Origin of the sequence: Bordetella tumbae (assembly GCF_965139195.1) — a bacterium.
GTDB classification, from domain to species: Bacteria; Pseudomonadota; Gammaproteobacteria; order Burkholderiales; family Burkholderiaceae_B; genus Bordetella_A; species Bordetella_A tumbae.
In genome coordinates, this window is sequence record NZ_CBCSJH010000052.1 from 23,391 (window position 1) to 31,181 (window position 7,791).

The following is a 7,791-nucleotide window of genomic DNA, read 5'->3' on the forward strand; positions in this document are numbered from 1 at the left end:
GGGCGGCTGGGCAAACTCGCTCCGCTGCGCTCCACTCAAACATGCCCAGCCGACTTCCCCCCGCCTGACACACCAGGCTCGGCGGCCTCAACGGGTCGGCGTACCCTTTACACGCCAGCCCCCGGCTCGCGGTGTTTGGAATTCCACAAGGCTCCTGCAGGGACGTCTAAATAGAGACTCGGTATGCCAGCAAAAAACTACGTGCTCAATCTTTCAACGTAGTCAGATCGACGATCTCTTCCTTGCCGTAAAACTTTACGCCGATATGAATTCGATCCCGCCCCTGCGAGCGTCGATGCCGGTTCGTATCGCGCAGTGAGTATACGCATCCGCAGTATTCCTGCTGATAGAAGTTTTCCCGCTTGGAAATCTCGATCATGCGCTGAGATCCGCCACCCTTGCGCCAGTTGTATGTCCAGTAGACCAGATCGTCATAACGGCCCGCTGCACGCTCGCCGCAGCCGTTGATCTGGTTCATGTCTTTCCAGCGCGAAATCCCCAGTGAGCTGGTGATCGTATCGAAGCCGTGTTCGTGCGCATACAGGGCCGTGCGCTCGAATCGCATGTCGAAACAGACTGTGCAGCGCTCGCCGCGCTCGGGTGAGTTTTCCAGCCCCTTGACCCGGTCGAACCAGTTATCCATGTCGTAGTCGGCGTCGATGAACTCGATGCCGTGTTGCTCGGCAAAGCGGATGTTTTCCTGCTTGCGGATCTCGTATTCTTTGACAGGATGGATGTTGGGGTTGTAGAAAAAAATCGAATAATCGATGCCCGATGCCTGCATGGCTTCCATGACTTCGCCGGAACAGGGCGCGCAGCACGAGTGCATCAGCACCTTGCGGCGGCCGGTGGGCAGTTCGAGTTGGGGACGCACGAATTCAGACATGGCAGGCAGGGAGGTGGCGGTAAAAACCCTTATTTTACGATGATTTGCGAGTGCCCCATAGAGCACTCGCCCGACGTGTCTGTCCCCGAGACACACCGCGTGGCCAGCGCAAGGTCGGGTTCAGGAGGGAGCAGAGCCGCTTCTTCTGGGGGAGCCTCGAAACTCGATGCGGCCCGGTATTTCCTCGGGAGAGTGCCTACGTTATCCCAATACCGTGTTCCACAGTGCGGTGACCGCCGCGCGTTCGTCGATCAATCGATCTTGAGGCACACGAGCTTTTTCGACGCCTTGCAAACGTAGTTGGTGCTGCGTGCGTCGCAGGGTGCGGTAAGCGTCGCCGGCAAGCTGGGCCAGATCGGCGGGGATCAGCCCGGCCTCTGCGGCCAGGCGCAATAGGGCGATATTGCCCAGGTTGTTGACCAGTACTCGATGGGTGGCGGCGTGGCAGAGCACCAGGTATTGGGTGACAAACTCGACGTCGACCATGCCGCCGCGATCGTGTTTCAAATCGAAATCGCCGCTCTGGTTGGGATGTCCGGCGCTGATTTTGTCGCGCATGGCCAGGACTTCGTTGCGCAAGGCGGCGGCGTCGCGGGGTTGGACGAGGACGTCGGCGCGAATGCGCTCGAAGTGCGCACCGATGCTGGTGTCGCCGGCAGCATAGCGGGCCCGGGTCAGGGCCTGGTGTTCCCAGGCCCAGGCGTGTTTCAGCTGGTATTGTTCAAAGGCTTCGACGGACACGGCCAAGAGACCGGCATCGCCGTCGGGGCGCAGGCGCAGGTCGGTTTCGTACAGGCGGCCCGACGAGGTCATGGTGGAGAGCCACGAGGTCATGCGGCGGCCCAGTTTGGCGTAGACCTCGGCGGCGTCATCGCGGGGATCGTCAAAGAGGAATACCAGGTCCAGATCGGAGGCGTAGCCCAGTTCTTTGCCGCCGAGTTTGCCGTAGGCAATGATGGCGAACAGCGGCGCCGCGCCGGCTTTTTTGTTGACCAGCGGCCAGACGCGGTGAATGGTTTCGGCCAGCAGCATGTCGGCTAGGGCGGATAGCTGGTCGCCGAGTGCTTCGACGGTGAGTTCGCCTTCGAGGTCCTGGGCCAGCAGTTGGAAACTCGCCTGGCGCTGGACGTCACGCATCAGGTTCATCTGCCGCTCGATATCCGGCTCACCATCGGGCAGCTTGCAGGCATCGAGGTCGGCAGAGAGCTGGCGTGCGATCTGCGCGAAATCCAGCGGCTGGAATAGGGTGCGCCAATCGATCAGGCTGTCCAGCAGCAACGGATGCTGCGTCAGGTATTGAGCTGCCCAGGGGCTGGCAGCGACCATGCGGGCCACGCGCGCCAGCGTATCCGGGAATTCGGCCAGCAAGGCCAGGTAGGCGCTGCGCTGCGCGATGGTTTCGATCAGGTCGAGCAGGCGCGCGGCGGCTTGTTGCGGGGCCGATGTCTGCCGGGCTGCCTCGATGGCGGCGGGCAGCAGTGTTTCCAGGCGGCGCCGGCTGCTTTCGGGCAGGGTGCGTACGCGCAGGCTGTTCAGCAGCGATTCGGCGCGGCGCAGCAGGTCGTCGGCGTCGTTGCCAAAGGCTTGCTTGATTTGTTCTGCCAGACGGCTTTCCGCATCGTGTTCGTCGTCGGCGGACGACTGAGCATCCGAGGCGTGACCGGATCTTGCGGTGGAGGAGGGGTGATCGTCGGCATCGCCCATGCCGGCCAGCCGGAAAGCGTTGCGAAACGTCTGTTCTACAAAGGTCCGGTGTTCCGTCAAGGTACGCTCGAATTCCTCGGCGCCCAGTCCCAGCGCACTTGCCAGGCGTGCGCGCTGCTCGGCATCGCCAGGCAAGAGATGGGTTTGCTCGTCTTCACGATACTGCAGTGTATGTTCGACGCGGCGCAGAAAGCGGTAGGCGTTTTCCAGGCGCTGTGCATCGTCGGTGCTGATCAGGCCGGCATCGCGTTCGGCGTGCAGTGCCTGCAACAGGCCGCGCCGCTGCAGGGCAGGCATGCGGCCGCCGCGGATGAGCTGGAATAATTGCACGACGAACTCGATTTCACGGATGCCGCCGTCGCCGAGTTTGATGTTGTTGGCGCTGTCTACGCCGTTGCGCGCCAGGGCGCGGCGCTGCCAGTCCTGGCGGATGCGTTCGCGCAGGGCGCGCAAGGACGCCAGGGCATCGAAGTCAAAATATTTGCGATACACAAAGGGCACGCGCAAGCTTTCGAGCTGGCGGGCTTGTGCGGTGGAGTCGCTATCGGGAAAGGCCTGCGCCGGAATCAAGCGTGCCTTGAGCCAGGCATAGCGCTCCCACTCGCGGCCTTGGGCGACGAGATAGTGTTCGAGCGCGTCCAGGCTCCACGCAGGTGGGCCGGAGTCGCCGTCGGGGCGCAGGCGCAGGTCGGTGCGAAACACCTGGCCGTGGGCGTCGGCCTCTGACAGCACAGGCATCATGCGGCGCGTGAGACGCCCATAGAACTCGTGATGGCTGATGCGGCGGGGGCCGTCGGTTTCACCTTCTTCGCCATACAGCATGATCAGATCGATATCTGATGAGACGTTCAACTCGCGACCGCCAAGCTTGCCCATGCCGAGGATCAGCATTTCCTGAGGGGCACCGGTGGCAGGATCGCGCGGGATGCCGTGCGTCTCGGCCAGTTCTGCTGCGACGCTGCGGTAAGTGATCGCCACTGCCAGGTCCGCGAGGGCCGTCATGGCGCCTACGACTTCTTCCAGTGTGGCCTGGCCGGCCAGGTCGCGCACCATCAGCGTCGTGAACACGCGCTCGCGCAGTTTGCGCAGGACCTCGCGGCATTGAGGGACCGGCAGGACGGCCGAGGCCTCGGCGCCTGCCAGTTCCGCTTGCCAAGCGGCCAGCACGTTCGGTGTGACGGGATGATGGCTGGCGACTTCCAGCCAGGCAGCCAGATCGGGATGGGTATCGACACGGCGGCGCAGATAACCGGACCAGGCCAGGGCGGGGGCGAGCAGAGAGGCAGACATGGGAGGAAGTGCAGACGGAAAGACGCGTTTCAGGTATAAGGGGACGATACCCCAAGAAGTTCTTTCTGCCCACTGCTCTGTGTCGTTAATTGCCAAAGTCTTCCGTTGTCTATTCTGGACCGGGTTCGCCGTTTATATTGCCGCGGCCGCTGTTCTGCTCGGTTTGCGATATTGGATCCTGCCCAATATCGATCAGTGGCGTCCTCGCATTGAGGCGTATGCCAGCGAGGAACTGGGCGCGCGTGTGCAGATTGGCGAGCTGAGAGCGGATTGGCGCGGTTTGAATCCGAGTCTGCGATTGACCTCGTTGGTGGTGTACGGTTCGGACAACGAGCCGGTGCTGACCTTGCCAACGGTCTCGGCGGTGTTGGGTTGGCGCAGCGTACTGGTGTTGTCGCCGCGTTTGCTCAGCCTGCGGGTGGATGGCCCAGAGTTATGGGTTCGTCGCGATGTGGCCGATCATTTGTGGGTGGCGGGCCAATCGATTGATCTCAATACTGGTGCAGATGATGAGCGTGGCCGCTCGCCGTTGGTGCGCTGGTTGGCGAATCAACGTGATCTGGCCTTGGTCGGGGCGACGGTGCATTGGCAGGATGAGCTGCGTCAGGCCCCTGATGTGGCGTTGCGTAATGTCAGTCTGCGGCTTTACAACGGGCTGCTGACTCACCGCTTTGCCTTGTCGGCAGAGCCGCCTGCCGCGCTCGCGAGTGAGGTGATGCTGCGGGGCAATGTTTATCGCAATCCTCTGCAGGCGGGTGCACCGCGTTGGACGGGTGAGCTTTATGCGGAAATCAAGGATGCTGAGCCCGAGGCCTGGGCGCCTTGGCTTTCGGTGCCGGCTGTTTCGGGCCGGGGGGCAGCACGTGCGTGGTTGACTTTGGATGAGGGCAAGATCACTGACCTCACTGCGGATGCGGCATTGCGCGAGGTGAGCTGGCACGCGACGGATGATGCTAATGCAACGCCTACGCCAACGAATGACGCGGCGGCGGGGTCTGCTGCATCCCAAGCGGCACCGCATACTGCCACATCGTCTCAGGCGCTGGCGTTTCGCCTGGAGTCCGGCACATTTCATCTGCAAGGGCCGCCCGGCAGCGTCACACAATGGGACGGTGTGCCACTGGCGCCCGCGGCAGAGGACGCTGGCATGACTGTCCGTGCCGAGTTGGCGGGTTTGCAGGCCAATCTGCCCGAGACGTTCGATCCTGCCTTGCTGCAGGTCGATACGTTGCGTCTGGACGCGACTGTGCGTCATCCGTCGCAGCAGCCTTTGGTGGTTGACGTCAGGCAGCTTGATTTGGCCAATGATGATTTGGATGCCCGTCTGAATGGGCGCTGGACCGGGCAGGGCAAGACCATCGCGGGCACGGCGGATTTTCAGGGAAATCTGGCTCGCGGCAGTATGTCGGCGATTCACAAGTACTTGCCTCTGACCGTGAACGCCGATGCGCGTGAATGGCTGGCACGTGGCTTGCCCGCGGGACATATCCGCGATGCTTCGGTCACGGTGAAAGGCGACCTGGACGAATTCCCCTTTGAGGATAAAGAGGATCATGGCCAGTTTCGTATTGCGGGCGCCTACAGCGGAGCGATCGTTGACTATGCGCCGCCGCACGGCCGCAACAAGGGCTGGCCGCGGCTGGAAAACGTCTCGGGCAATTTTGCCGTGGACAAAGTCAGCCTGTCGCTGGACACGCCGGGCGGAGCGATTGCGCACATCGGCGAGGACCATACGCTGACGATCGGGGCGGTGCGAGCCTCGATTCCAGACATGGAGCACGCCTCGACGCTGCATCTCGACGGTGAGATCTCCGGTGCCGTGCCAGCCTATTTAGCGCTGGCAAATCATTATCAATTGGGGCAGTTGCTGGACGGCATACTCGATACGGCCGAGGGCACCGGTGCGTGGCGAGTGCCGTTGAAGCTCGAGGTGCCGCTGCTGAATGCGGAAGACTCCAAGGTCGATGGACGGATCGTATTTGCGGGCAATGATTTCCGTTTTGTGCCGCAGATGCCGATGCTGCGGGACGTGCAGGGCGAATTGATGTTTTCCGAACGTGGGCTGCGGGTCGATGCGCTACGCACCGAGTTTCTGGGTGGACAGGCACGTATCAGCGGCAGGCTCGAGCAACGCCAGGATACTTTGCGTGTCGAGGGGACCGTGCCTGCCTCGGGACTGGCGCAATGGGTGCGTAATCCCCTGATGGAGCGCTTGTCTGGCCAGACTTCGTATCGCGGGCATGTCGGATATGGGCCGGGCGGAATATTGGACCTCGCCCTGGATTCGGATCTGACTGGGATGGCGATAGACCTGCCCGCACCGGTAGGCAAAACCAAGACGGCCTCGTTGCCGCTGAAAGCGAGTTGGGGCGCGGCGAGCGCGGCCGATAGCGGCAAGCGCGATCAACTATCGGTGAGCCTTGGGGGCAACGTCGCCTTGTTGCTGGAACATGATCGCGCTGCGCGCGGCAGTTACTTCACACGCGGCGCATTGGGTGTGAGCCGGCCGGCGGTGTTGCCTGCGGCTGCCGGGATGCTGGTCGATGTGCAAATGCCGGAACTGGATCTGGATGCCTGGCAACAGGTCGCCGACGAGGCCGAGGGCACCAAAAAGTCGGACTCAGACAAAGCCGCTGCGCGCTCGGAAGTATTGCCCATGCTGAATCGGATCAATTTGACGACGCAGCATCTGCGCGTAGCGGGTTGGTCGATGGACAATTTGACGCTTGCTGCGACGCGTCCTCAGCCCGCGCAGTGGCAGGTGTCGCTGAATTCCAAGCAGGCAGCCGGTTCTCTATCCTGGCAGGAAGCCTCCGGCGCCATTGCAGGGCGTGTCACCGCGCGGCTCAAACACCTGGCCCTGGGTGAGGACTCAGACGTCGCGACCAGCATGCCCGTCAAGGATGGGCCGACGCCCGACGATGACTTGTCGGATATCCCGGCGATCGACCTGCAGGCGGACCAGTTTTCGCTGTACGGCAGTAATGTCGGCAAGCTCGAGGTCTTGGGAACCAATCTGGAAAGAGGCCAGTTATGGCGCCTGGACAAACTGCATATCGGTAATGAGTCGGCTACGTTGGATGCGACGGGAAATTGGAGCCTCAAAGGGGCGCAGCGTGGCCTGAGCGTGGATGCCAAAGCCCAATTCAAGGATCTGGGCGCGTTTGTGGACCGTATCGGCTACAAGGATTATGTGGGCGGCGGCAGCGGTTCGATCGTAGGCAAGGTGACATGGCGCGATCTGCCCTGGACGCACGATCTGGCCAACCTCGAAGGCAACGTGCAGATCAGCCTGGACAAGGGGCGTTTCTTGAACGTGAATTCGCGCAGCGCCCGTTTGCTGGAGCTTCTGTCCCTGCAGTCATTGCAGCGCCTGGCCAAACTAGAGGCGAATCCGGCCGACGCATGGCGGGACGGTTTTCCTTTTGATACGATCCGGGGCGATATGGCCTTGAGCCGAGGGATCGCGCATACCGAGGGCTACAAACTCAACGGTCCGGTGGCGACGATTGTGTTGGCCGGGGATACCGACATCGTGGCCGAGCAGTGGAATATGAAAGCGGTCGTGATTCCCAATCTGGATGCCAGCGGCGCAGCCGTCGTGACAGCGTTGGCCGTGAATCCTTTGATCGGTCTTGGGGCGTTCGTGACGCAATGGTTACTGAAACAACCGCTGGCTCATGCGATGACGATGGAGTATGCCGTAACGGGATCGTGGGACGACCCCAAGGTCGATCCGGTCGAGACAAAGCCTGCACCTGGCCGCTCATCGAACCGAGACTATATCGAGCATTAAAAAATGCCCGTACGGTTGTAGTCTGTGGCATGCGTAGAGTGGAGTTCTTTTGGCGCAGGAGGTCGGCGTGTAAAAGCCCCGCCGGGCCTATCGCCGCGACTCGGCCCATGAGCAG

At 61.9% G+C, this 7,791-nt stretch carries 3 protein-coding genes; 1 reads left to right on the plus strand and 2 read right to left on the minus strand.

Annotated features, from left to right (window positions below; genetic code table 11):
• Positions 1 to 205: 205 nt before the first annotated feature.
• Positions 206 to 886, minus strand: coding sequence for an epoxyqueuosine reductase QueH (locus ACNA0J_RS27680; protein ID WP_415822156.1), 681 nt, complete (start codon positions 884 to 886; stop codon positions 206 to 208).
• 201 nt (positions 887 to 1,087) lie between these two features.
• A complete protein-coding gene (glnE, locus tag ACNA0J_RS27685; protein WP_415822150.1) occupies positions 1,088 to 3,880 on the minus strand; it encodes a bifunctional [glutamate--ammonia ligase]-adenylyl-L-tyrosine phosphorylase/[glutamate--ammonia-ligase] adenylyltransferase in 2,793 nt (930 codons plus the stop codon).
• Between glnE and ACNA0J_RS27690 the strand changes: the two genes are divergently transcribed.
• The gene (locus ACNA0J_RS27690) at positions 3,879 to 7,676 is read left to right on the plus strand and encodes a YhdP family protein (RefSeq protein ID WP_460490269.1); all 3,798 of its coding nucleotides are present in this window, start codon (positions 3,879 to 3,881) and stop codon (positions 7,674 to 7,676) included. The two genes, glnE and ACNA0J_RS27690, sit on opposite strands and share 2 nt — an antisense overlap.
• Positions 7,677 to 7,791: the final 115 nt, after the last annotated feature.

Excerpts from the sequence above, each read along its gene's own strand:
- ACNA0J_RS27680 (WP_415822156.1), bottom strand. The coding sequence starts at position 886 with ATGTCTGAATTCGTGCGTCCCCAACTCGAACTGCCCACCGGCCGCCGC.
- ACNA0J_RS27690 (WP_460490269.1), top strand. The coding sequence starts at position 3,879 with ATGGGAGGAAGTGCAGACGGAAAGACGCGTTTCAGGTATAAGGGGACG.
- glnE (WP_415822150.1), bottom strand. The coding sequence starts at position 3,880 with ATGTCTGCCTCTCTGCTCGCCCCCGCCCTGGCCTGGTCCGGTTATCTG.